The organism is Nisaea sp. (assembly GCF_965216895.1).
Taxonomy (GTDB): domain Bacteria; phylum Pseudomonadota; class Alphaproteobacteria; order Thalassobaculales; family Thalassobaculaceae; genus Nisaea.
The window spans coordinates 132,648-155,869 of sequence record NZ_OZ244205.1; the positions used below are offsets into that span (position 1 = coordinate 132,648).

Annotated in this window: 19 protein-coding genes; 4 read left to right on the forward strand and 15 right to left on the reverse strand. The window is 62.8% G+C overall.

Annotated features, from left to right (window positions below; translation table 11 throughout):
* Positions 1–239: 239 nt before the first annotated feature.
* The 4 genes from ACOOE1_RS00610 to ACOOE1_RS00625 all read right to left on the reverse strand — a co-directional run bounded on the left by ACOOE1_RS00610 (position 240) and on the right by ACOOE1_RS00625 (position 3,243).
* Positions 240–788: a carboxymuconolactone decarboxylase family protein gene (locus tag ACOOE1_RS00610; protein WP_420404402.1), complete on the reverse strand. Its 549-nt coding sequence runs from the start codon at positions 786–788 to the stop codon at positions 240–242.
* Positions 789–798: 10 nt separating this feature from the next.
* The gene (locus ACOOE1_RS00615) at positions 799–1,503 is read right to left on the reverse strand and encodes a glutathione S-transferase N-terminal domain-containing protein (protein ID WP_420404403.1); all 705 of its coding nucleotides are present in this window, start codon (positions 1,501–1,503) and stop codon (positions 799–801) included.
* A 76-nt stretch (positions 1,504–1,579) separates the two neighbouring features.
* Entirely contained in the window at positions 1,580–2,383 is an 804-nt protein-coding gene (locus ACOOE1_RS00620) for a phosphate/phosphite/phosphonate ABC transporter substrate-binding protein (RefSeq protein ID WP_420404404.1), read from the reverse strand.
* Positions 2,380–3,243 (reverse strand): helix-turn-helix domain-containing protein, encoded by an 864-nt coding sequence (locus ACOOE1_RS00625; protein ID WP_420404405.1) that lies wholly within the window; start codon positions 3,241–3,243, stop codon positions 2,380–2,382. Before ACOOE1_RS00625 ends, ACOOE1_RS00620 begins: the two co-directional genes overlap by 4 nt.
* A 144-nt stretch (positions 3,244–3,387) precedes the next feature.
* Here ACOOE1_RS00625 and ACOOE1_RS00630 point away from each other — a divergent pair, with 144 nt between their 5' ends.
* A complete protein-coding gene (locus tag ACOOE1_RS00630; RefSeq protein WP_420404406.1) occupies positions 3,388–4,326 on the forward strand; it encodes a fatty acid desaturase in 939 nt (312 codons plus the stop codon).
* Between the two features lie 13 nt (positions 4,327–4,339).
* Here the strand turns inward: ACOOE1_RS00630 and ACOOE1_RS00635 are convergent, their stop codons facing one another.
* The gene (locus ACOOE1_RS00635) at positions 4,340–5,890 is read right to left on the reverse strand and encodes a trimethylamine methyltransferase family protein (protein ID WP_420404407.1); all 1,551 of its coding nucleotides are present in this window, start codon (positions 5,888–5,890) and stop codon (positions 4,340–4,342) included.
* A 481-nt stretch (positions 5,891–6,371) separates the two neighbouring features.
* On the opposite strand from ACOOE1_RS00635, the gene ACOOE1_RS00640 reads away from it, so the two are divergent.
* Positions 6,372–6,848 carry a helix-turn-helix domain-containing protein gene (locus ACOOE1_RS00640; RefSeq protein WP_420404408.1) on the forward strand — a complete coding sequence of 159 codons (477 nt, stop codon included), beginning with the start codon at positions 6,372–6,374 and terminating at the stop codon, positions 6,846–6,848.
* A 93-nt stretch (positions 6,849–6,941) separates the two neighbouring features.
* Here ACOOE1_RS00640 and ACOOE1_RS00645 read toward each other — a convergent pair whose 3' ends face one another.
* From ACOOE1_RS00645 to ACOOE1_RS00660, 4 genes are all read right to left on the reverse strand, one after another.
* Complete coding sequence (locus tag ACOOE1_RS00645; protein WP_420404409.1) at positions 6,942–9,005, reverse strand: dipeptide ABC transporter ATP-binding protein; 2,064 nt, start codon at positions 9,003–9,005, stop codon at positions 6,942–6,944.
* Between the two features lie 13 nt (positions 9,006–9,018).
* On the reverse strand, positions 9,019–10,173 hold the full coding sequence (locus ACOOE1_RS00650; RefSeq protein ID WP_420404410.1) for an ABC transporter permease: 1,155 nt from the start codon (positions 10,171–10,173) through the stop codon (positions 9,019–9,021).
* Between the two features lie 14 nt (positions 10,174–10,187).
* Complete coding sequence (locus ACOOE1_RS00655) at positions 10,188–11,123, reverse strand: ABC transporter permease (protein WP_420404411.1); 936 nt, start codon at positions 11,121–11,123, stop codon at positions 10,188–10,190.
* A gap of 107 nt (positions 11,124–11,230) precedes the next feature.
* Positions 11,231–12,883 carry an ABC transporter substrate-binding protein gene (locus ACOOE1_RS00660; protein WP_420404412.1) on the reverse strand — a complete coding sequence of 551 codons (1,653 nt, stop codon included), beginning with the start codon at positions 12,881–12,883 and terminating at the stop codon, positions 11,231–11,233.
* 461 nt (positions 12,884–13,344) lie between these two features.
* Between ACOOE1_RS00660 and ACOOE1_RS00665 the strand changes: the two genes are divergently transcribed.
* Entirely contained in the window at positions 13,345–13,857 is a 513-nt protein-coding gene (locus tag ACOOE1_RS00665; RefSeq protein ID WP_420404413.1) for a GNAT family N-acetyltransferase, read from the forward strand.
* Here the strand turns inward: ACOOE1_RS00665 and ACOOE1_RS00670 are convergent.
* Complete coding sequence (locus ACOOE1_RS00670; RefSeq protein WP_420404414.1) at positions 13,842–14,255, reverse strand: DUF4870 family protein; 414 nt, start codon at positions 14,253–14,255, stop codon at positions 13,842–13,844. The genes ACOOE1_RS00665 and ACOOE1_RS00670 overlap by 16 nt on opposite strands.
* A 102-nt stretch (positions 14,256–14,357) precedes the next feature.
* Here ACOOE1_RS00670 and ACOOE1_RS00675 point away from each other — a divergent pair, with 102 nt between their 5' ends.
* Positions 14,358–15,422, forward strand: a complete 1,065-nt coding sequence (locus ACOOE1_RS00675; protein WP_420404415.1) for a threonine aldolase family protein — start codon at positions 14,358–14,360, stop codon at positions 15,420–15,422.
* Positions 15,423–15,429: 7 nt separating this feature from the next.
* Here ACOOE1_RS00675 and ACOOE1_RS00680 read toward each other — a convergent pair whose 3' ends face one another.
* From ACOOE1_RS00680 to ACOOE1_RS00700, 5 genes are all read right to left on the reverse strand, one after another.
* Positions 15,430–16,680 (reverse strand): pentapeptide repeat-containing protein, encoded by a 1,251-nt coding sequence (locus ACOOE1_RS00680; RefSeq protein WP_420404416.1) that lies wholly within the window; start codon positions 16,678–16,680, stop codon positions 15,430–15,432.
* 88 nt (positions 16,681–16,768) lie between these two features.
* Positions 16,769–17,119 carry a hypothetical protein gene (locus ACOOE1_RS00685; RefSeq protein WP_420404417.1) on the reverse strand — a complete coding sequence of 117 codons (351 nt, stop codon included), beginning with the start codon at positions 17,117–17,119 and terminating at the stop codon, positions 16,769–16,771.
* Positions 17,120–17,278: 159 nt separating this feature from the next.
* Positions 17,279–18,538: a pentapeptide repeat-containing protein gene (locus ACOOE1_RS00690; RefSeq protein WP_420404418.1), complete on the reverse strand. Its 1,260-nt coding sequence runs from the start codon at positions 18,536–18,538 to the stop codon at positions 17,279–17,281.
* A 244-nt stretch (positions 18,539–18,782) separates the two neighbouring features.
* Positions 18,783–21,977 (reverse strand): efflux RND transporter permease subunit, encoded by a 3,195-nt coding sequence (locus ACOOE1_RS00695; RefSeq protein ID WP_420404419.1) that lies wholly within the window; start codon positions 21,975–21,977, stop codon positions 18,783–18,785.
* 4 nt (positions 21,978–21,981) lie between these two features.
* Positions 21,982–23,109, reverse strand: coding sequence for an efflux RND transporter periplasmic adaptor subunit (locus ACOOE1_RS00700; protein WP_420404420.1), 1,128 nt, complete (start codon positions 23,107–23,109; stop codon positions 21,982–21,984).
* Positions 23,110–23,222 lie beyond the last annotated feature (113 nt).

The following is a 23,222-nucleotide window of genomic DNA, read 5'->3' on the forward strand; positions in this document are numbered from 1 at the left end:
GGGCGAGCGGTTATCAGTTCTCGCGAATGCCGCGACCCAGCAGAATTCCGCCGACCACAGCGATTGCGCACCAGCTAAAGAGCACAATCGAAACGGTAGTCATGTCCTGTCTCCTATCATTTGGTGACAGGGTAGCGCTCGCCTCTTGTTAACGCAATGTTAACCGAATCTTTTTTCAGAAAATGATCTTGTTGCAATTCCCGATTGTTTGCGGAGATTGCGCTCCGGGGGCTCGGAATTCAGTCGAGTTCCGCGACCTGATCGCCTTCCAGCGGGACGTCGAATGCGTTGATGGTCATCGAGATCAGCGTGTAGTAACCGAGCACGCCGACGAGATCGATCAGCCGCTTCTGCCCGAGCACTTTCACGGCTTCGGCATAAAGTGCGTCGCCGATCTTGTGGGTCTCGTGCAGGGCACGTGAGACGTCATAGACCACACGCTCATCCTCCTTCTCGAAGGGCGGGGTGCGGCGGTCCCGGATCGCATCCAGGACCGCTTCCGATATCCCAGCCCTGAGCGCGAAAGGCTTGTGCACGGACCATTCGAACTGGGCGCCCCAGAAACGGCCGGTCACCATGATCGCGAGTTCGGAGAGCCGCGGTTCTAGCGAGCTGTCGAAACGGGCGAACTGCCCGAGCTGCTGGGCCTTGTCGGCCAGGGCCGGGCTGTGCAGCCAGACTTTCAGCGGGCCTTCGACCCTGCCGCGCGGACCGTTGACGATCGCGTCATGGATGCTCCGTTGCGCGTCATCCATATCTTCGGGTCTGAGGGCGGGAACACGTGCCATCATTCACTCCTCAGGCGGCGTCGGCGCAGGGGTTTTCCTTGCGGGCGGCGCCGTCATGGGCGTCGAGCAGCCGTTCGCGCCAGGACCAGAGCGGATCGTTCTCCGGGAGCAGCTCGAACGGGCTGGAGATCCGCGCCCACATCAGGGTGCCGAAAAGCGCGTAATCGGCGTAGCTCGGGCCGGTCCCGCCGATAAAGGGCTGCTTCTCGATCACGGCTCGGGCCGGAGCGAGGGCCTTGTGCAGATCCGGCAGGCGTTCCTCGCGGCCTTCCTGGATCTCTTCGAGCGATCTGCCGAAGCGGGCTTCGCGCGATTCCTTGAAATAGGGCTTATCGCGCTCGTCACAGGCAAGATAGACGTCGTGGACGATGAGGCCGGCGACCAGAGGGTTGATGGCACGGTTTGTCCACTCATTGACGAACATGGCCGCGCCGCGGCCGGATTCGCCGCCGAAGAGGCTCGGCCGGTCGGCGTATTTGTCCTCGAGATAGCAGGCGATGTCCCAGCTGTCGCAGACCACGGTATCGTCGTCCCGCAGGACCGGGACAAGTTTCTGGCCGCTGAATTCCAGCTTGTCTTTCTCGCCGAAGCGCACGTGCTCCACCGTCGCGCCGGCCTCGAGGCCCTTGTGCGCGAGTGCCATGCGGGCGCGCCAGCCGAAGGGGCTGAAGCGGGCGCCGTTCCGGGCGGAAAGATCGTAGAATGTGATGGCCATGGCGAGGCATTCTCCCTGCGGGCATGTGTCTTCTTCTCGCGGCGGATCTTGCCCCGTCCGGCCTTTGGCAACAAGCTCAGAAGAGGGAATGCAGCCCTCGTGCGGCGGCACGGGTCTCGATTTCGTCGATTTCCACGTAATCGTGATCGGTGAGCAGCGCGATGTCCTCGATCAGGAGAGTTCTGCGAGCCTCCGCGCCGGCTGGGTCGGCAACGGCGCGGGTGAGGCCCCGGCGCAGCGCGGCAAGGGTGCCGGCGTCGGTCGCGGCGGGGACGACATAGGGCAGGCCGGGGGCGTCCGGGGTTCGCGTCAGGACCTCGACGGCCGCGCATTCCTCGGGTGCATGCTTCAGCAAGAGGGCCCAGGTCACGCAGTCTATCGCCGCCGTGTCGGCCTCTCCCGAAGTGACCAATGCGACGCTCGTACGGTGACCGCCGCTCCGGATCGTATCGCCGAAGAAGTCGGGTCCATGACCTTCTTCCGCAAGCAGCGCCCGCAAGGCGCTCATGCCGGACTGGGAGGTCGCGCCGTTGCAGGCGAGGCGTTGCCCCCGCAGGGCGGCGAGCGCGCCGATCCCGGCGCCACGCTGGACGATGACGACGCTGCTGTAGCGGGGTCCGGCGCAGCCGTCGGCGGCGTAACATGGCGTGCCGATGACAGTGAGGGTCTCGCGATGACATTTGCGCAACGGATAGCCGCAGATCTGCGCGAAGAAGAGGTCGGGTCGCGACCAGGCGTCGCTCTCCTCGGCGAACCGGGCGCGTTCTGCCGGAACGCCGTTGATCCCCTCTGTCCTGAAAGCGCGGGCGAGCGCGGCCCACCATTCGTCGGTCGCCGCGCGGATCTCGGGGAGGTCATACATGTCGAGTGAGGCGATCATTCGGCGGCAATCTTGGAAAAGTGTTGGATCAATCCGCGGATATAGTCCGGCAGGGCATGGCTCTGCACGACGGCGTCCCGGATCAGCTGGTCGAAATGACGGGTGAGGGTGCGGATATGCTCCGTCGTGTTGAACACGAAGAAGCTCTGTCCGAGATAGAGCGAGGCGCGGAGCGGGCCGAAAATCGTGAGCGGTGCGGAATAAACCACACGGCCGTCGAACAGATAGATGCGCATGCTCGGATAGAGCTCGTCGTGCAGGTGCAATATCTGTTCGAGCTGGGCGAGACGGAGCTCCGGCGCGAGGTCGGACCAGATGCCGGCGCCGGCGGAGAAATCGTCAAGCGCCTGCCGCGGCATGCAGATTTCGATATCGGTCTCCGGTCGGCGGGTATAGGCCAGTCGCTCCTGGGTCCGCTCGATCGCGCTGTCGCGTTCGAAGGCCTCGACCGCGCCGTGTTCGTAGGCCAGCACCTCGGGTGTTTTCACCTGGTCCGGCAGGTTGGCGGGGACGTAGCGGATCTTGTAGCCGACCGCTTCCGCATGCCATTCGGCGATATTGCGATCCGCCGCAGCCCGCGAGGCCTCGGTGATATGGAGCGAGCGCTGCAGAATCTCGGCGCCGAGCTGTTCCTGCTGTGTGAGACCGAGCAGCCAGTCGAGGCTGACCTGCAGGGTTGCGGCGATGGCGGCCACGGTATCGGCGCGGGGAAGCCTGTCGTTCTCCGGCGAGAGCAACTGCGACAGCGTTGAACGGTCGACGCCGACGCGTTTCGCAAGTCCGGACCGGTTCATGCCGGCGCGCTCCATGCTCTCGGCAAGCCGGGAACGGAAGATCTCTACGGTGTCACGTCGGTCCAATTTGCGCTCGGGGCAATAATTCAGCGATGTTGGAAATTATCACCTTATAGAGCGAATAATCAACATACGTCGCAATAATGGCGCAAACGCTCGTTGTTGCGGTGCGGCATGGTGGCCTAGCTTGCCTCCATGCTTGAAAGATCATTGAACCAACTGCCTCTCGAAGGTGGTGCCACGGCGCGGCTTCTCGGGGCCGAGAGGCGAACGATACCTGCCGTCGAATGGCCGACGGTGCTGCTCTGGCTTGTCATCCATGGCCTCTTCGGGCTCGTGACCTATTGGCACGCGGCGGTGCCATCCTGGCTCCTGCCGCTTGCGGGTGCTCCACTGGTCGCCTGGCACGCGGGTTATCAGCACGAGGCGATCCACGGGCATCCGACAAGGATCGGCTGGCTCAACACGGCGCTCGCCGGCTTGCCTCTGATGCTCTGGGTGCCGTTCGGGATCTACCGCGACAGCCACCTGAAGCATCACGAGAACGAATACCTGACCGATCCGATCGAGGACCCGGAATCCTTCTACGTAACGCGTGGTCAGTGGGCCATGTATTCAACGCCGCGGCGCCTGTTGCATCGCGCGGTGAACACGCTCGCGGGGCGGCTGCTGATCGGGCCGCTGTTCGTGTCCGCGCTCTTCCTGGGCCGCGAAACCCGGGCCTTCCTGCGCGGTGCCGGCCGCTGGAAGGCGTGGGGGCTGCATCTCATCGGAGCCGGATTGTTGCTCTCCTGGCTCGCGCTGGTCTGCGAAATGCCCTTCTGGACCTACCTGCTCTGCTTCGCTTATCCGGGCACGGGGCTCCTGCTCCTGCGCTCTTTCGCGGAACATCACGCCGCCTCCGAGCCAGATGGCCGGACCGCGATCGTCGAGGCCGAAGCGCCGTTCGCATTGCTGTTCCTGAACAACAATCTGCATGTCGCGCATCACACAAGGCCCGGCGTGCCATGGTACCGCCTGCCGGAATACGAAGCCTTCCGGCGCCTCGGATCCGACCATGCAGGCCAGCGTATCTATCGGGGGTATCGCGAAATCGCCCGGCGCTGGCTCTTCCGTGTGAAGGAAAACCCTGTGCATCCCTACCGTTGATCGGCAGATTGATTTACTCGATCCCCGGATCCTCGCGCCGTTTGGCGATGAACGCCTTCAGTTCCTCGTCGATCGCCGGGTCGATCGCCGGCGCTTCGTAGGCCTCGAGCATGGCGCGGTAGATCCGGTTCGCCCGGCTCGTCGCGTCGAGACTGCCGGCTTCCTCCCAGCTCTCGAAATTGCGCCAGTCCGAAAGCAGCGGCTCGTAGAACGCCGTCTCGTAACGTTCCAGCGTGTGTGCCGTACCGAAGAAATGGCCGCCGGGACCGACATCGCGGATGGCGTCGAGTGCAAGAGACGCATCCGAGATCTCGAGCGGATCGAGGAAGGCGGCCATGCCCTGCAGCAGTTCGAGATCGATCACGAACTTTTCGAAGGAGGCGGTGAGTCCCCCTTCCAGCCAGCCGGCCGCGTGCATCACCATGTTGGTGTGGCCGAGCACGACCGGCCAGAGCGACATCATGGATTCCCAGGCGGCCTGGGCATCGGGCGCATTGGACGCATTGGCGTTGGTCGAACGGTAAGGCAGGCCGTACTTGCGCGCGAGCTGGCCGCCGGCGAAGGCGGCCTTGGCGTATTCCGGCGTTCCGAAGGCGGGCGCACCGCTGCGCATGTCGACATTCGAGGTGAAGCCGCCATAGATCACGGGGGCGCCGGGGCGCACCATCTGGGTGAAGGCGATGACCGCCAGTGCTTCCGCGTTCTGCTGGGCGAGCGCGCCGGCAATGGTCACCGGGCTCATGGCGCCGGACAGTGTGAAGGGCGTGACGCAGACCGCCTGACCGTGCGCGCTCATTTCCGTCAGGCCCTGCAGCATGGGCGTATCGACACGGAGCGGTGATGAGGTGTTGATGATGGTGTGCATGCCCGGCCGCTCGGCGATGCTGTCGCGGGTCTCGCCGCGTGCGATGCAGAGCATGTCGATGGCGTCGGACGGGCGCTGGCGACCGAGGGAATAGGCGTGGTGTACCTTGTCCGAGAGGGTCAGGAAGGAATAGTGGCAGTCGAGATGCCGCGTCGCCGGGGGAAGGTCAACCGGCTCGACCGGATAGCCGCCGAACATATGGACGATATTCGCGCTCTGGGTGAGGCGGCAGAAATTGTTGAAGTCGGCGTAATTGCCGTCGCGGCGTCCCCCGTCCAGATCGCTGCAGAAAGGCGCGCTGGCGATGCAGCAGAAGTTGATGCTGTTCGCGCCGAAGACGAGATCGCGCTCCGGGCGTCCGCCATGCAGGGTGAATTCGGACGGTGCCTTGGCGACGTGGTCGAGCACCATGTCGGGGTCGAAACGGACGCGCTCCGACCCTTCATTCACGTCCGCGCCGTGCCGTTTCAGGAGCATGCGGGCCGCCGGATCGAGAAAATCGATACCGATCTCGCTCAGAATGCGGAGCGACGCCGCGTGAATGGCCTCGATCTGATCTTCGGAGATCAGCGGAAGGGGCGGGTAGGGCGAGCGGAGACGCCGCCAGGGCGCCTGCCTGATCCGCTGTTGCGCGCCGTCCGCTCCCGTACGCGATCGCGTGCGCTCACGCCGCCTGGTCCGGCTGCGGCTCTCTGCCATGATGGGCCGTCCTTTCCGCAAATGACCTCTTTGTTGCCGCAATGGTGCCCCTCTTGAGGCGCTTCCTGTCTAGCTGTGCGGCGACAGATGTGCTGTCCGGCCCGTCGCTTTTGGGATGAGGGCCCGGAGTGATCAGTGCCTGTTCCGGGTGAACGCTTCGCGGAATGCACATTCTTTTATGCTTATACTTGCCTTGGTTTCGGGCTATATGAACGCACCGATTGCGGAAATGTGACAATTCAAGAAGAAATTAAGAGCAATTCTACGAATTTTTGAGCTACTCTGTGTTTTGTTGGTTGTGGTTAAGAAAAATAGTTAATTGGGATTAATGTTGACTTCGATGTCACCAAATAATATTCTACGAATCCTTTAGTTTTTGTTGGAAAAATCGCCGGGACGTTGTAGAAGCTCGCCAAGCTCGGTCGTATGTTTCATTCTTCCGACCGGGCATCAAACTCACTGAAACTACTAGAGACTGATAATGGCCGCAGCAAAGCAAGCATTGAATGGCAATGACGACCCGAACTTTCGCGTCACGAACAATAACGCGATCGATGTCCATGTCGGGCGGCGGGTCCGGTTGCGCCGCACTCTTCTTGGCATGAGCCAGGAACAGCTGGGTGAGGCGCTGAACATTACCTTTCAGCAGGTCCAGAAGTACGAACGCGGCTCCAACCGGATCAGCGCGTCCCGCCTTTGGGATATCGCGCAGATCCTCGACGTTCCCGTCAGCTTCTTCTTCGACGACATGACGGACGACACCGCTGCCAATTCTCCGCGCAAGGTGCGTGCGGGATCGGCGACCGCGGAATACGAGGAGAAACCGAACGATCCGATGGCCCGGCGCGAGACCCTCGAACTGGTGCGTGCGTATTACAACATCACCAATGTCGGCGTGCGCAAGCGCATCACCGAGATGGTGAAATCCGTTTCCCAGGCTCTGCCGGGCAACGTCTGACGGTTGTTCCATGGCGGCCTTTCGGGGCCATGGAAGAGTTGACTTGGGGCGGTCTTCGGGCCGCCCTTTCTCTTTGGCAGAAAAGCGGCGCACTCAGCCGAGTGCGACCACCGGCTCCATGTTTTTCAGGATCTCGTCAGCGAGGTGGCACTTGATCCGGTGCTGTCCGTCTATCGCGCGGCTCTCCGGAAGCTCCGTCTCGCAGCGGTTGCCGGGCACCTCGTGTTTGTGCGGGCAGCGGGTCTGGAACGGGCAGCCGGTCGGCGGGTTCATCGCCGAGGGAATGTCTCCGTCGAGCACGATATGTTTCTTCTTCACCTTGGTATCCGCGATCGGGATCGCCGAGAGCAGGGCCTCGGTGTAAGGGTGATAAGGCGGCGCGAAGACTTCCTCGGTCGTGCCCTGTTCGACGATGTGGCCGAGATACATGACGATGACCCGGTCGGCGATGTAGCGCACCACCGAGAGGTCGTGGCTAATGAACAGCATCGTCGTGCGAGAGGAACGCTGAATGTCCATGAGCAGTTCGGTGACCGCGGCCTGGACCGAGACGTCGAGGGCGGAGACCGGCTCGTCCGCGACCACCACCTTCGGGGCGCCGGCGAAGGCACGGGCGACACCGATCCGCTGCTTCTGACCGCCCGAGAGCTGCCGTGGCATCCGCCTGGCGAATTCGCGCGGCAGTTTCACCAGATCGAGCAGTTCCAGCATCCGGTCCTCGCGCTCCTTCGGCGTCTTGCCGATGCCGAAGCGTTCGAGGGTGCGGACGATCTGGGAGCCGACCGAGTGACTGGGGTTCAGCGTGTCGAACGGGTTCTGGAACACCATCTGGATCGAACTGATGGTCGCGGTGTCGCGGTCTCCGATGTCGGTGCCGCCGATCTCGGTATTGCCAAGGGACACCGTTCCTTCGGTGGCGGTCTCCAGTCCGAGCAGAATTTTGGCGAGGGTGGACTTGCCGCAGCCGGACTCGCCGACGATGGCGACGGTCTCGGCTTCCCGGGCGTCGAAGGTGACTTCCTCGTTCGCCTTGACCACGCGGGTCTCGCCGCCGCCAAACATCTGGTTCGCCGCGACTTCGTAATATTTCTTCAGGCCGTCGATCCTGAGGATGGCTTCTCCGGGTTTCGTCGCCTCGACGGTGTTCTCACGTTTCGGCGGCGTATCCCAGTCGATCTCGGGGACCCGGACGCATCTCGAGTAATGTGCATCCGCCATCCCGGTGTCGATCATCGGGATTTCGCCGGCATCGCATTTCCCGGCCTCGAAATAGGAGCAGCGCGGACCGAAATTGCAGCCCTCGGGCCGCTCGTGCGGCAGAGGGAGCTGACCCGGGATCGCAACCAGCGGCTGGGCGTACTTGTCTGCGCCCGGCAGCGGGATCGACCGGAACAGGCCCTGGGTATAGGGGTGGCGCATCCGGTCGAAGACGTCCTTCACGGTTCCGGTCTCGACGGCCTCGCCCGAATACATCACCGTGATCCGGTCGCAGGTCTCGAGGATCAGGCCGAGATTGTGCGAGATGAACAGCATCGAGGTGCCGAACCGCGCGCCGAGTTCCTTGACCAGTTCGACGATGCCGGCCTCCACCGTGACGTCGAGCGCGGTGGTCGGTTCGTCCATCAGCAGCAGGGCCGGTTTCGAGAGCAGCGCCATGGCGATGACAATGCGCTGTTGCTGCCCGCCCGAGAGCTGGTGCGGATAGGAATCCATCATGCGCTCCGGATCCGGCAGCCGCACCGCCTGCAGCATTTCCAAAGCGAGATCGTAGGCTTCGTCGACCGAGGCGCCCGCATGCAGCATCGGCACTTCCATCAGCTGTCTGCCGACCCGCATCGCCGGGTTCAGGCTCGCCATCGGCTCCTGGTAGACCATGGCGATTTCGGAACCCCGTATCTTGCGCAGGTCCTTCTCGCTCATCGTGGTCAATTCGCGACCCTTGAACTTGATCGAGCCGGCGGTGATCTTCCCGCGGTTCGAGAGGTCCCGCATGATCCCGAGCGCGACGGTCGACTTGCCGCAACCGGACTCGCCGACCAGCCCCATCGCCTCGCCGGGCATCACCTTGCAGGAGAAGTCCATCACCGCCGGGATCTCGCCGGCACGGACAAAGAAGGAGATCGAGAGGTTCGTGATCTCGAGGATCGGTTCGGTCATCTCCGTTTCCTCCTCAGTCTTTCAACGACTGCTCGCGCAGTCCGTCGGCCAGAAGGTTCAGGCCGAGGACGAACATGGCGAGCGCCAGGGTCGGGGGCAGGGCAATGGTCGGCACGATCCGGATGAAGGCGCGGGTCTGGTTGATCATCGATCCCCAGTCCGGGCTTTCCGGCGCGAGACCGAGGCCGAAGAAGCCGAGGGTGCCGAGCAGGATCGTAGTGTAGCCGATGCGCAGGCAGGCATCGACGATCAGCGGCCCGCGGGCGTTCGGCAGGATTTCCCAGAGCATGATGTACCAGGCATTTTCGCCGCGGGTCTGGGCCGCCGCCACATAGTCCCGCGTCTTGATGTCCATGGTGATGCCGCGGACGATGCGGAAAACGGTCGGCGAGTTCACGAACACGACCGAGGCGAAGATGTTCAGTTCGTTCGGCTCGAGCGTGATGATGTGGAGCGGGTCGGCATTGAAGACGAGGCCGGAATAGAGCCAGCCGCCAATCAGCAATGTTCCGGCGAGTTGAAGCGCGAGCAAGACCGGCCGTGTCGCATAGCGGCTGTAGAACAGGACTCCGAAGAAGATGATCGGAAAGATGAAGAAGAAACCGGCCATGGCAATCGGGATCGGGGTCTCGCGGATGCCGGGCGTCACCAGCAGGTAGAACAGCAGGATCACCGGGAAGGCGAGCACGAGGTTCGCGAGGAACGACATGAACGCGTCGATCTTGCCGCCGTAATAGCCGGCGGGCAGGCCGATGGTGATGCCGACGATGAAGGCGAACATCGTTGCGGCAGGCGCGATCACCAGCACGAAGCGAGAGCCGTGCACCATCCGGCTGAACAGGTCGCGGCCGAGATTGTCGGCTCCGAACAGCAACGCCTTTCCGGTTTCTGCGTCGATCACGCCGGGTGCCTTGCGCTTCAGCATCGCGAACTGCTCCAGCGGATCGAACACCGCGACGATGTCCGCGAAGATTGCCGTCAGGATCCAGAACAGCACGATGACAAGCCCGACCATGCCGATCCGGCTGTCGAACAGACGGCCGTAGAGGCTGAGGTTGCGGCGGAAGTGATAGCTGGCGCCGAGGATCAGGGCGAGGGAGAGCCAGACCGGCCAGAAGCGGGCGATCACCGTGCCCCAGATCTCGAAGAAACCGATATATTCCAACATGTTGCCTCTCCCGCTCAGCTTACGCGGATGCGCGGGTTGAGATATGCGTACCCGATGTCGGAAATGAGCTGCGTGAGCAGCACGACGACGACGGAGACGAGGGAGCAGCTCAGCAGCAGGTCGATGTCGTTATTGTCCGCGGCCTCTACGAGGGTCCAGCCGAAGCCTTTGTAGTTGAAGAGCTTCTCGACGATCACGACGCCCGTCAGCAGCCATGGAAACTGCAGCATGATCACCGTAAAGGGGGCGATCAGCGCGTTCCGGAGGGCGTGACGCAGCACCTGGGCCCGGAAGGAAAGGCCTTTGAGGCGCGCAGTGCGGATATATTGCGCGGTCATCACCTCGGCCATGGAGGCCCGTGTCATGCGCGCGATGTAGCCCATGCCGTAGATCGCCATGGTCATGACCGGCAGGGCGAAATTGTTGAAGTCGATGCCTCCGGCTTTCGAGACGCCCTTCAGGACGCCGAGCCACGAGGCGAAGATGATGGTGAAGAGAATGCCCGAGACATATTCCGGCGTTGCGGTCGAGGCGATAGAGACGACCGAGAGGCTTCGGTCTGTCCTTGAGCCCTCCCGCATACCGGCGAGGACACCTATTATGAGGGCTGCCGGGACCATGGTGATCATGACCCAGAACATCAGCGTGCCGGTATAGCCGATGCGGGGAGCGAGAACCTCGGAGACCGGCTTGCGGAAGCGGGTGGAACGCCCGAAATCGCCGGTGACCGCGTTGCCCATCCATTCGGCATAGCGTTCCAGGAGAGGGCGTCTGTAGCCCTCTTTCACCAGCCAGCTCTCGACCGCTTCCTCTGTCATGCGGTTGTTGTTCTGTTCGAGCGCGAGCTTCTTTAGGTTCGGCTCGAGATTGACCAGATAGAACACCACGAGCGTCAGGCAGATCATCGTCACGATCATGACCGCCAGACGTCTCAGTATGAATTGCAGCATATCGCCCCCGACTGCATCGTGCGGGCGGACCCTTGCGGGCCCTTGTGTCTTCCTTGCGGGAAGTTAAAAGGCCGCTCCGCGAAATGCGGAGCGGCCTCTGCCGTGGATCAGGCGTCGAGCCAGACCTTGTTGAAATGCATCTCGAAAGTCGGATGCATGGAGTCGCCCTGGACCTCCTCGGACATGTGCTTGTAGAGCGAGCGCCAGTAGGGCTGGATGATGATCCCGGAATCCTGGAGGATCTTCTGCAAGTCCGCCATCACCTCGCGGCGCTTGTCCGCGTCCGCGATGGCGAGCGCCTGGTCGAGCTTCGTGTCGAATTCCTCGTTCGACCAGCCCGCCTCGTTCCAGGCCTCGCCGGAGCGGTAGGCCAGCGCCAGGACCTGGACGCCGAGCGGACGCATGTTCCAGTTCGTGGTCGAGAACGGATATTTCGTCCAGTTGTTCCAGAAGGACGAGGAGGGGATGATCGTGCGCTTGACCTTGATCCCCGCATCGCGGATCTGCGCGGCGATGGCGTCGGTCGTGTTCTTGCGCCAGTCGTCGTCGATCGAGATCAGCTCGTGCTCGAATTCGGCAGCGCCGGCATCCGCCAGCAGTTTCTTCGCCGCTTCCGGGTCGCGCTTGATCGGCGGCAGCTTGGCATATTCCGGATGCATCGGGCCGACATGGTGGTTCTCGGCCGGAGTTCCGGCATTGCCGTAGCCGATCTGCAGGACGACCGAGTTGTCGACGGCAAGCTGCAGGGCCTGGCGGACGCGCTGGTCGTCGTAGGGTTTGTTGGCCACATTCATCCGCGCGACGATGGTTGCCGCAGTCACGGCCTCGGATTTCTTCAGATCGAGGCTATCGAGAATTTCGACGAAATCGGCGGTGGTCTGATAGTTGGTGTGTACGTCGCCGGCTTCGAACGCCGCGACTTCCGCCGCCGGGTCGGTGCCGTAGTCGGTCCATTCGATGGCGTCGAGATAGGCTTCCCCGCCCCACCACTTGCCGTCCTTGCGGCGGACGCAGCGCGCGGATACGCCGACTTCGAGATTGTCGAGTTCGAACGCGCCGGTGCCGACAGGGTTCTTGGAGAGATCGGCGCCGTTCTTGTCGAAATCGCGGTGTACGATCAGCGCCGGGTAGTCCGCCATGCCCGGGATGATGCTAATGTCGGGTTTCGGCAGGCTCAGCTTGACCGTGTGACTGTCGACCTTGGTGATCGCGCCGTCGAGCGCCTTGTTCGTATCCGGGTCGATTATGGTCGCCATGCGACCGGCCATCGAGTTGCCCTCGACCTCCTTCTCGCACCAGCGGTTGAGGTTGTAGACCACGTCGTCGGCGTTGAATTCGTCGCCGTTGTTCCAGGTAACGCCCTTGCGGACCTTCAGGATGTATTCGGTCGCGTCGCTGTTGACCTCCCAGCCTTCGAGCAGCGCCGGCTCGAAAGTGTAGCTCGATGTGTAGGAGACCAGGTTTTCGCAGAACTGGCGCGCGACGTTGCCCATCTCCGACCAGTCGAAGATCCGCGGATCAACCACGCGGCGAACACTCATCGAAACCTTCAGGGTACCGCCTTTCTTGGGCGTGCCCTGAGCCTTTGCCGGGACGCTGAGGCCGAGCATGCCGTAGGCCGTCGCCGTCGTCGCGCCGAACGCGCTTGCGAGGGCGAGAAACTCGCGCCGGTCCATCCGGCCTTTCTTGGCCTCTGAAGCCCACGCCTTGACCGCTCTGTTCAGCGGTCGCCCGGCACGATCTTTCAATTCCCTGTCCATCATTAGTCTCCCTGTTTTTCTGGCGCGCGTTTCAAACTGGTTCGCGGGGATCATAATGCCCGGAAAGCGACAGCTAAAGTGTCGTTTTCAGAACATTTTCCGGCGAGTGATGAAACGTGACGTCGCCCCGAATGTTCAGAAAAGCAAGAACATTCCGACTGGCATTTCGCCTCCGAAGCAGTTCCCTGATAATCGAACCGGGTGCGGGCTTTGTTGGCTTTGTATTATCCCCGCCCGTTCGACTTGATACGCAGAAATTCTTCTTTCCGAACGGCAGTCATATCTAGATACGCTGACCGCCAGGATGCTGCGTTTCCTTCAATGGAATTCATCATGGGCAAGCGGCAAAGCGGATGTCAAAGATTTTATCGGTAAGCGACATTTCGAGATGCGCCCGGTCTTCGGGGCTGATATCGAACGAACGAAACTCCCCCGTCGTTCTGTTCGGAAAAGGACATTCAATGCGCGTTGAAGACGCTCAGAGGGAAGACGTCGCCGCCGTTCGGTTGTTGAACGAGGCTGAGGTGCCCCATGTGAACAGCGTCGATCTCGAGATGTTTATCCGGTTCTTCGAGACGGCGGATTATTTCCGGGTGGTACGGGACGGCGACCTGATCGCCGGATTCCTGATCGGATATCTTCCCGGGAGGCCATATGACAGCCTCAACTATCGCTGGTTCGACGCGCGGTACCCGTCCTATCTCTATGTCGATCGGATCGTCGTTTCGCCCGAGACCCGCGGCCGGGGTGTCGGGCGCCGGCTCTATGACGATTTCGCGGATTTCGCTGCCGGGCGCGCCGACCGATTGACCTGTGAGGTCAACATCCGGCCGCCCAACGAGGCCTCGATGCTGTTTCACCGCAATTACGGTTTCGAGGAGGTCGGTCGACAGGAGACCGAGGGCGGGGCGAAGGAAGTGGCGCTGATGGTCAAACCGCTTCCGCGGTTAGCCGCAGATCAGAACAGTGCGTAGGGATCCTTGATGTCCTGATCGTTCGAGTGCCGGATCCAGCCCTTTATCACCCTGTAGACGAACCACAGCCAGCCGAGGCCGCCGACCAGCCAGGCGAGCGGGATGAGGACGAAGGTCGCGGTGAAAGCCGCGGCCAGCACGATCGTGATGAGCTGAATCCAGAAGGTGCGGATCTGCCAGCTGATGTGACCGGAAAGCGGAGTGCTTTCGAGATCCGCCCGTTTCAGATAGGCGAGGATGACCCCGAGCACCGACGGCACGCCGAACACGATCGCCGCCCCATAAAGGCCATAGACGATGTGAACCGCCAGCCGGTCGTTCTCCGAAAGCCCGAGAGAGAACGGAAGGACACTGGGCCGGGCCACCTCCCGTCCGCTGTTCGAATTCGTGTCGGCCATGTGCAATCCTGTTCCTTTGCGCCGTCGCGTCCCGCCTTCTAGTTTGGCATGTCAGCGTGACCATTCAATAGCGGCGGCTGCCGTCTTCCGGGAGAACATAAAATGACTGCGAACCAAATCGTGGCTCCGGCCGTCGATCTCTACAGCGATACGGTCTCGCGTCCGACCACCGCCATGCGCCGGGCGATGGCCGAGGCGGAGGTCGGCAACGAACAGGCAATGGAGGACCCGACGGTCAACCGGCTTTGCGCGCGGGTGGCCGAACTGCTCGGCAAGGAGTCGGCCGTTTTTCTTCCGTCGGGCACGATGTGCAACGAGATCGCCTACAGGGTCTGGGTCGACAGGGGCGAGGAGATCGTCCTCGACGAGAGTGCCCATGCGCTGCATTTCGAGGCCGGCGGCCCGGCGGCGCTCGCGGGGGCCATGGTCCGCACTGTCAGGGGCAGGCGCGGGATCTTCTCCGCCGCCGACCTGGAGACCGTGATCCGTGTCCCGCGAGGCCATCACGGCCAGCGCCAGCGCCTGGTGAACATCGAGAACACGGCCAATCTCGGCGGTGGCGCCGTCTGGCCGCTCGAGACCGTCAAGGAGGTCGCCGACTGTGCCCGCAGCCACGGTCTGAAAGTTCATATGGACGGTGCGCGCCTGCTCAACGCGGTGGTGGCGTCCGGGGTGCCGGCTTCGGCCTACGGAGCGCTCTGCGACTCTGTCTGGATCGATCTTTCCAAGGGGCTCGGCTGCCCGGTTGGCGGTGTGCTCGCAGGCAGCGCCGAGTTCATCGAGCGGTGCTGGCTGTTCAAGCACCAGTTCGGCGGGGCGATGCGTCAGGCGGGAATCATTGCGGCTGCCGGCGTCCATGCGCTCGACCACCATATCGAGCGGCTCGCCGAGGATCATGCGAACGCCCGCTATCTTGCCGAGGGAATTTCCGAGATCGGGGGGCTGAGCGTCGACGTCTCGGAAATCGAAACCAATATGGTCTATTTCGACGTGACGACGCCGGCGTTCGATGCGGCCGGGCTTTCGGAAGGGCTGATGCGGGAGCACCGCGTCCGTATCGGCGCGATGGGGCCGCGGCGGATGCGCGCGGTCACGCACATCGATGTCGACCGAAGCGGGATCGAGACTGCGCTCACGTCGCTCAAGGCGGTGATGTCTGCGGCCTGAGCCGCGCTCAGGGGTCCATCAGGGCCTTGTCGAGTGCGGTATCGGTAAACTGGGCGCCCTGGGTCCGTGCGCCTTTCATGTCGGTCTCGACAAGGTTCGCGCCCTTGAAGCGCGCGCCCGAGAGGTCCGCGTTGCGCAGCAGGGCACTTTCCAGGTCCGAGGGCCAGAAGCGCCCGGTCGGATTGCCGTTCGCATCCTTAAGTTCCACCGGGTAGAGCAGGGCGCCGTTCAACTGTGCGTCCGTCATGTCGGCGCCGATCAGCTTTGCGCCGGAAAGGTCGCTGTCGCGTAGATCCGCGCGGGTCAGTCTCGCGCCCGTCAGGTCGGCCATAACGAGCTGCGTGCGGCGCATTTTCGCGCCGGTCAGGTCGACGTCGCGGAGGTCCGCTCCCGAGAGGTTGATGTCGCTCAGATCGACGTCCCGGAGCGATGCGCCGGCGAGCTGCGCGCGTGTTCCGCCGCGGCCCTGCTCGCGGATCCAGAGTTCGTGATCGTTCACGATGTCGCGCAGCGACCGGCTCCGGTCTCCGCTCTCGGTCACCAACTGGGCGCCGGAAAGATTGGCCGTCGAGAGATTGACCCGTTCCAGGATGGCGCTGCTGAGATCCGAATTGGCGAAACTGGTTTCGGACACCAGGGCGCCGCGAAGATTGGCACCCTTCAGGTTCGCACCGATGATCCGCGCCTTGGAGAGATTGGCTCCGGAGAGGTCCGCGCCGGTCAGATTGGCGTTCTCTAGATTGACGCCAGAGAGATTGGCACCGCAGAGCAGGGTGTTCTCGAGATTGGACCCGATCATGCTGGCGTCGGAGAGATCGGTGCCGGAAAGATTGGCGTTATTGATATCCGCATCGTCCATCGTCGACGCGGACATGTCGGCACGAATGAAGGTCGGACGCTCGCCGGAGAGATCGTTGATGATCGCCCCGCCGCGCATGTCGGCCTCCTTCAGATTGGCGCCGCCGAGATTGGAAGACCGGATGGTGGCGCCGCGGAGGTCCGCGCGCATCAGGACGGCATTGGACAGGTCCGTGTTGTCGAGATTGGCGCAGAACAGGTCCGCATAGCTCAGGTCGGCGCCGGACAGGAACGTGTTCGAGAAGTTCGTGCCAGACAGGCGCGCCGACTGCAGGTTCACGCGGGCGAGCTGGAAGCCCGTGATGTCCAGGCCCGACAGATCCGCGCGGACGCCGCCAGGCTTCCGCTTCAGCCACTGCTCATGGCTCTCGATCGCTTTGAGGATATCGTCCGGCGTCATCGGCTCCGGCCACTTTCCAAAGATGCGGGGCCGCCGCTAAGCGGACACGTCACTGCACTGTACAAGGCTTCTAACAGGTCAAACATCATCATTGCCATCCATCAACGATGATTCCGAGACATGGATCCGCAACTTCGCGAGACGGGCGGATGGTGTCCTCGACACGTGCCTGAAGGCTCAGGCGTTCGCAATAGTCTTTCAGGGCGGAGAAGCCGTTCGTCCCGGCGATGTCATCCGGGACAATACCGGATTCCTTGAGATGGATGCTCGCCACCGGCGATTGATCGGAGTTCCTCAGCAGATAAATCACAAAGCTGCTGGCCCGTTGTTCTTGATGGTTGCCCCGTTGTTCTCGCACATCTGTGGCAACGCGGTCGATCAGACGTTCGATTTCGTCACTCAGATGCGCCAGTTTCTCTGCTTTTTGCTCTTCACTCATCAATACGGGGTGATCCTCCACCGGTCACGGTGAAATCGGTTATTGGAATATGCCTCCGGATTTTGAATTCGCACGGCGCAGGGCCGGCGGGTCAAGGGAGTTTTCCATTTGAACAGCGTTTGACGGTTCTCTGCGCGCGAGTCGCGTCGGCTGCTTTTCTCAGTCGGAGGCCCTCTCCTTATCGTCGGTCTTTGCGGAATCGAGTTGTTCGGGCTGGAACACGGCATCGGTCAGATTGACGCCTCTCATGTCCGCACCCGTAAGGTTGGCGCCTGTCAGATCCGCGCCGGCCAGATTGGCGTTGTGCAGATCCGCACCCTTCAGATTTGCCTGAACCAGTTTGGCGCCTGACAGATTGGCGGGCCATTTGCGACCGGTGACCTTGCCATTCGAGTCCTTCAGGTCGACCGGGGCGATGATGGCGTTGGAAAGATCGGCCTCGGTCATGTCCGAATTGGCGAGATTGATCCCTTCGAGCGTGGCCCCGCTCAGGTTCGTGCCCTTGAGATTCGTTGTCGAGAGATCGGACATGACGAGGAGAATGTTGGAAAGATTGCCGCCGCTGATGTTGGCGCCGTGCAGATCGGCGCCGGACAGATTGACGGCTGAGAGGTCGATGAAGCTCAGGTCGGTGCCTTTCAGGATCGCCCTATCCCCGAGGCGACCATCCTCGCGGATCCAGACATAGTGCATGTTCAGCACCTCGCGCACCTCGAAGGGCAGCGAATCCTCGTGCCGCACCATGTTCGCACCGGTAACGTCCGCGGCCGAGAGGTCGCATCCGTCCAGATTGGCGCCGGACAGGTTGGCATGTTTCAGGATGGTGTTGTCCAGAACGGCGCCCTTGAGATTGGCATCCTGCAGGTCGGCACCGGAGAGATCCGCTTCCACCAGGATGCAGCCGGAAAGGTCGGCGCCTTTCAGATCGGCCTTGCGCAGGTTCACGCCGGACAGATTGGCGCCGGCGAGGTGCGCGCCGGCGAGCTGCGCGTTCGGCATGGCGGAATAGCTGAGATCGGCGCCCTGCTGGTTCGAGGTCGGGCTGTCTCGCGTTCCGTCCTCGTCGTCAGAGCCGAACATGAGGGTGCCGCCACGGAAGTCGGCACCGACAAGATTGGCGCCCTTGAAGGCGACATTTCGAATGCTGGCGCCCCGAAGGTCGGCATTCTGCAGATCCGCGTTTCTGAGATCTGCGCCGTCGAGCACCGCACAGAACAGATCCGTATTGCTGAGGTTGCTTCCGGCAAGAATGGTTTTCTCGAGATTGGCCCCGGACAGTTTGGCCGATTTGAGATTCACTTTCTCGAGCGTGAAGCCTGCGAGGTTCGCGCGCGCAAGATTCGCCCGTGATCCGCTATGTGCCCGACTGAGCCATTTTTCATGTTCGTCGAGGATGGTGGCAATTTCCTGCGGCGTCATCTCGGTGAGCCATGTCCCATTCTAGTGCGGCCCTTGTCCCGGCGCGCTCCAAGCAACTCGAAATTCACCCGGAACAATAGCCGCCGGATGAGCGGGGTGGAAGCACGAAGAAAACGATGGCCTTCAGGTGAAATCCATCGCCTTCAAGAAAATAAACCCGGAATACAGTGCCTTGAGATCACATAATAACTGATTAATGCGAATTCCAAGCACCGGTTGTCGCGCAGGTTCCGGGTCCTGGCGGCTATTCGGCGGCCTGCTTCGTTCCGGCGTCCGTGGCGCGCCCGGGTCTCGGAACTGATTCGAGCAACCCCACGGTCAGGGAGAGTAGCGGAGGAATGATCCCCAGTGTCAGCAGGGCCGACAGGGCCAGTCCGCCGATCACGACCGAACCGAGTCCTCTGTAGAGTTCCGATCCGGCGCCCGGGAAAATCACCAGCGGGAGCATTCCGAGCACGCTGGTCAGGGTCGACATGAAGATCGGACGTATCCGGTTCCGCGCCGCCTCGATGATGGCCTGGCCCGCCTCCATCCTGTCTTCGCGTATATTATGGAGGGTCTGGTGCACCAGCAGGATCGCGTTGTTCACGACAATGCCGATCAGGATGACAAAACCCAGCAGGGTCAACATGTCGAGATTCTGCCGGGTGAACAGGTTGAGGGCTGCGAGACCCACTACGCCGCCGGCGGTGGCGAGCGGTACCGAGAAGATGATCACCAGCGGATAGAAGAAGCTCTCGAACAACACCGCCATCACCAGATAGACGATGATGAGTGCCATGATCAGGTCGAGCACCATCTCGTTCCAGGTCTGTGCCAGCTTGTCGGCCGTGCCGGACATGCGGATGCTGACGCCCGGCGGCAGACCTTCTGCCTGCATCGGTTCGATGACCTGGTCGCGCATCCGGTTGAGCGCGGCCTCCAGCGGCATGCCCGAGGGCGGCGAGACCACGAGCGTAATGGTGCGCAGTCGCTCTACATGACGGATCTCGGTCGGACCGGTGGTCACGATCACGTCGGCGAGCGAACCTGCCGGCACGATCTTGCCCTCGCTGGTGACGACCGGCAGGTTGCGCACGCCTTGGGTTTCCAGGATATGGCGCTCGGGTCCCTGCAGGGTCAGGTCGATCCGTTCACCCTGAACGGTGATCTCCGCGACGCGGACGCCGTCGTTATAGGCGTCGACCGTGATTCCGAGATTGCGGGCCGTGACGCCGTTATCGGCGAGCAATGTCCGGTTCGGCAGCACCCTGACTTCCGGTGCGCCGAGGGAGAGGGAGGGTTGTGGCCGGATCTGGGTGCCTTCCTCGCGCGGGAAGGCTTCGTTCACGCGCTGGAAGACGGACTGGGCGACTTCGGCCAGTTCCTCGAGTTCGCCGCCGGAAATGTCGAGATCGATCGCGCTCGTCCCGCCGACACCGCGGCCGAACAGGGAGGTTTGCCGGAAGAAGCCGAAGGTGCCGGGCTCGGAGAAAAGAGAGCGGCGGAGTACCGGGATCAGTCCCTTGGCCTGCAACGGATCGACGGCCGCTGCGCCGACAATGACATTGGCCCGGAAGGCGACAAAAAAGAACCGGGACAGCATCGGCGTGCCGTCGTCGGCATTGCTGCGTGTCTCCTCGAAGTCCCAGAGCGGCTTGGTCGCGCTCTCGAGTTTCTCGGCGATCGCGGCCATGGTGTCGAGGTTGTAGCCCGGCGGCGGCTGCACGAAGCCGATAACCAGGTTCCGGTTGCCGTCCGGAAGGTAGTCGAGCTGCGGCAGCATTGCCCAGGTCACCGCGATGCCGCCGCCCGTCATGCCGGCAATGACCATGATTGCGAACATCCGGTTCCGCACCACCGCACGCGTCTGCCGCATCGCGACACCGACGAAGCCGCGGGCAAATCCGTCGAGCAGCGGGATCCGCCGCGATGCCGCAATTTCCGTCACGTCCTTTTTCAGCAGGCGGCTGGCGAGCGCCGGGACCACTGTGGCCGAGACCAGAAGGGACAGGCAGACCGCCACGGAAATGGCGACGGCGATGTCCCGGAACAATTGCCCGACCTCCAGTTCCATCACCAGGATCGGAATGAATACCATGACCGTTGTCAGCGAGGAGACCAGAACCGCGCCCCAGACCTGCTGCGCGCCGAGATAGGACGCCTCGCGCTGGTCGAAACCGTTCTGGCGCAGCCGGAAGATGTTCTCGAGCACGACGATCGCGGCATCGACCACCATGCCGACCGCAAAGGCGAAACCGGCGAGCGAGATCACGTTGATCGAGCGTCCGAGCGCCGCCATGGCGACGAAGGAGCCGATCACCGAAACCGGGATCGCCAGGCTGACGACGAGTGTCGCGCTGCCGCTGCGCAGGAAGATATAGAGCACGAGTGCGGCGAGCATGCCGCCGACCCAGATGTTCTGCCGTACAAGCTCGATCGCGGAGTCGATATAGGTGGTTTCGTCATAGACCTGGACGATGCGGAGGCCGCGGCTGGCGAGGATACCCTCGTTGAGTTCCTTGAGGGTCGCGCGAACCTCTTCCATCACTTCGATGACGTTTGCACCGGTCTCCCGGTACATCGGAATGGCGAGGGCCGGGACCCCGAACTGGCGGATCCGAGCCACCGGCTCCTTGTAGCCCATTTCGACCGTGGCCACATCGTCAACAGTGACACGGGCGACACGGCCGGTCATCGGATCCTCGATCGAACGCAGCACGACCCGGCGGACGTCGTCCATGGTCTCGAAGTCGCCTTCGGTGCGGACCACGTAGCGCCGTTTGCCTTCCTCGACGGCGCCGGCGGATATCGAGGCATTTGCCTCGCGCAACGCCTGCAGTACTTCTGGAATGGTCAGCTGGTACTGCGCCAGAAGCTGCGGTTCCACGATGACCTGCATTTCCCGCTCGGCGCCGCCATAGACGCGGGCCTCGCCAATCCCGCGTATGCGCTCGATGCGCGATTTCACGTAGTCCTCTGCGAAATCGCCGAGAGTGTGGATCGGGGCGTCGTTGCCCTCGTTCCGCATGATCGTCGCCCAGGCGATCGCATTGTCCTCGGAGCCCGAGGTCTGGAACGTCGGCTCGTCGGCCTCGTCCGGATAGCCTCCGACACGGTCGAGTCGGTTGGCGACCAGCAGGAGGGCCTTGTCCATGTCGTTGCCGGGCGTGAATTCGAGCTCGATCCGTCCGCGGCCGTCCTCGGCTCGCGCAATCATCGATTCCAGGCCTTCGAGGCCGCGCAGCTCGTCTTCCTGACGGTTGATGATTTCGCGCTCGATCTCGGCCGGAGCGGCGCCGCTCCAGTTCGTGGTAACGGTGATCACAGGGCGGTTCACGTCGGGCGCAAGCTGGATCGGGATGCTGATCAGCGCGACGATGCCGAACATCACGATCATCAGGACGACGGCGATGACGGCAACCGGCCGGTCGATCGATGCCCGGATCAGGCCGTTCATGGCGTTAACCCTTCACCTGGACGGCCACGGGCTGGCCGGGGCGCAAACGTTCGTTGCCCTTGATCACCACCTTGTCGCCGGGGACCAGGCCTTCCAGAACCTCGAACCGGTTGCCGAGGGATTCGCCGATGACGATCGTTCGTGGCTGGACCTTGCCGTCACGCACCAGGTAGACGCGAGGCTTGGCGCTGTCGAGCAGCAACGCGTCCTTGTGCACGCTGACCACTGTCCGTTCCGTGCCGATCGGTATGAACACCGTGACGCCCTCGTTCTCGGCGATCCGGATCGCATCTTCCGGCAACTCGGGCGTAAAGCGCACGGCGCGGGTCCGGGTGCGCGGGTTCTCTTCCGGGATGATGGCGCGAACCGTGGCGTTCAGCCGCCGACCGTCCTGCAATTGCGCGCCGACGGGAACCCCGGGCGCAAGCCCCGAAAGCCGTTGTGCGGGCACGTCCGCTTCGATTTCCAGCGCTTCGTCGTTCATCAGGGTCACGATTGCCCCGCCGACCTGGACATGAGCGCCGGCGACCACGTGGCGGGCGAGGACCACGCCGGAATAGGGAGCGCGGATGCTGGCGTCGGCCAGAGCGATCTCCGCCAGCTGGAGTTCGGCGCGCGCACGGGCCGTCTCGGCCTCGCTCTCGGCCAGGCTTGCGGCCGCGGCTTCGAGATCTCTCTGGGCGTCTTCGAGGGCATTCTTGCGGAACGCGTTCGAGCCCCGCAGTTGCTCCGTTCGCGCCAACGTCTGCTCGGCCTTGGCGCGGTTCGCGGAGGCGCGCGCCAGCTGTGCCTCGGCTTTCTTGACTTCTGATGCCCTGAGGCTGCGCTCGGCCCGGAGCCGGCCGTCGGCGAGGCGTGCGATCACGTCGCCTTTTTTTACCCTGTCCCCGGCGCGCACGGAAATCTCCTCGACCCGCTCGGCCACCCGGGTGGCGACGGATCCGAGCTCGATGGCGACGAAGCGTCCGGTGGCAGGTGCGGTCTGCGTCAGCGGCTCCTCGCGTACCTCGTCGACTTCGACCGGGCTCGCCTTGCCCTGTGCGAGCGCTGGTGTGGCGGTCGCGGAGAGTATCGAGGCCATGAGAAATGCCGGGGCGAGGCCGCGGCGCAAAGACTCAGAAACAGCCAGCATTGTGCACACGCCTTCCGACGCCAGATATGTTGAAGCGATCCGTGTCGATGATTTCGCGCAAGGAACCGTAGCTAAGAAAGAGGATACCCCATTCTGCCGGGCGTCCGGCGCGA

Bases quoted from the DNA above. Each gene is read 5' to 3' on its own strand.
- ACOOE1_RS00635 (WP_420404407.1), bottom strand. From the start codon at position 5,890: ATGGCAGAGAGCCGCAGCCGGACCAGGCGGCGTGAGCGCACGCGATCG.
- ACOOE1_RS00685 (WP_420404417.1), bottom strand. From the start codon at position 17,119: ATGAGTGAAGAGCAAAAAGCAGAGAAACTGGCGCATCTGAGTGACGAA.
- ACOOE1_RS00640 (WP_420404408.1), top strand. From the start codon at position 6,372: ATGGCCGCAGCAAAGCAAGCATTGAATGGCAATGACGACCCGAACTTT.
- ACOOE1_RS00610 (WP_420404402.1), bottom strand. From the start codon at position 788: ATGGCACGTGTTCCCGCCCTCAGACCCGAAGATATGGATGACGCGCAA.
- ACOOE1_RS00695 (WP_420404419.1), bottom strand. From the start codon at position 21,977: ATGAACGGCCTGATCCGGGCATCGATCGACCGGCCGGTTGCCGTCATC.
- ACOOE1_RS00620 (WP_420404404.1), bottom strand. From the start codon at position 2,383: ATGATCGCCTCACTCGACATGTATGACCTCCCCGAGATCCGCGCGGCG.
- ACOOE1_RS00655 (WP_420404411.1), bottom strand. From the start codon at position 11,123: ATGCTGCAATTCATACTGAGACGTCTGGCGGTCATGATCGTGACGATG.
- ACOOE1_RS00675 (WP_420404415.1), top strand. From the start codon at position 14,358: ATGACTGCGAACCAAATCGTGGCTCCGGCCGTCGATCTCTACAGCGAT.
- ACOOE1_RS00645 (WP_420404409.1), bottom strand. From the start codon at position 9,005: ATGACCGAACCGATCCTCGAGATCACGAACCTCTCGATCTCCTTCTTT.
- ACOOE1_RS00690 (WP_420404418.1), bottom strand. From the start codon at position 18,538: ATGACGCCGCAGGAAATTGCCACCATCCTCGACGAACATGAAAAATGG.
- ACOOE1_RS00650 (WP_420404410.1), bottom strand. From the start codon at position 10,173: ATGTTGGAATATATCGGTTTCTTCGAGATCTGGGGCACGGTGATCGCC.
- ACOOE1_RS00615 (WP_420404403.1), bottom strand. From the start codon at position 1,503: ATGGCCATCACATTCTACGATCTTTCCGCCCGGAACGGCGCCCGCTTC.
- ACOOE1_RS00670 (WP_420404414.1), bottom strand. From the start codon at position 14,255: ATGGCCGACACGAATTCGAACAGCGGACGGGAGGTGGCCCGGCCCAGT.
- ACOOE1_RS00665 (WP_420404413.1), top strand. From the start codon at position 13,345: ATGCGCGTTGAAGACGCTCAGAGGGAAGACGTCGCCGCCGTTCGGTTG.
- ACOOE1_RS00700 (WP_420404420.1), bottom strand. From the start codon at position 23,109: ATGCTGGCTGTTTCTGAGTCTTTGCGCCGCGGCCTCGCCCCGGCATTT.
- ACOOE1_RS00660 (WP_420404412.1), bottom strand. From the start codon at position 12,883: ATGGACAGGGAATTGAAAGATCGTGCCGGGCGACCGCTGAACAGAGCG.
- ACOOE1_RS00680 (WP_420404416.1), bottom strand. From the start codon at position 16,680: ATGACGCCGGACGATATCCTCAAAGCGATCGAGAGCCATGAGCAGTGG.